Here is a 403-nt window from a genome sequence, read left to right as displayed (position 1 = left end):
ACCCTAACCTATGATATGAATATCTTGCAGCACATTCAGTCAGAGCACACATTCTGCGTATCTCTGAACAACAGCCCGAATATTGATAAAAACAAAATCTTACGTAGCTTCATCTATCACCACCCAGTATTTACTCGAGAATCAATTGCCGCGCAGGGGCGTAGCGAAGAGCTTCAAGGCAATAATGCTACTTGGTTCTGCGGTGCATATTGGCGCAATGGCTTTCATGAAGATGGCGTGCACAGTGCACTTCAGGTAGTGAAAGGTATTGAAGCGATGCAAGAAAATGCTCAAGAGAAAGGCGCAGCATGAATAGCGCAATCTTAGTGGGCACCGTGAGGCATAGACGTTTCTCTCCCACAGAACATGCCCTTAATTACCCCCTGTTTATGCCCAGCATAGA

2 pseudogenes are annotated in these 403 nt (G+C 45.9%); both read left to right on the top strand.

From position 1 onward, the window contains the following. Window positions 1–312: pseudogene (locus tag AB4585_RS28215) on the top strand (FAD-dependent oxidoreductase); the annotation flags it as partial. After that, window positions 309–403: pseudogene (locus AB4585_RS28210) on the top strand (DUF1365 domain-containing protein); the annotation flags it as partial. The pseudogenes AB4585_RS28215 and AB4585_RS28210, both read left to right, overlap by 4 nt.

This window comes from Vibrio sp. 10N.222.49.C9 (assembly GCF_041474985.1).
GTDB lineage: Bacteria > Pseudomonadota > Gammaproteobacteria > Enterobacterales > Vibrionaceae > Vibrio > Vibrio crassostreae_C.
This window is presented reverse-complemented; position numbering and strand designations above follow the sequence as displayed.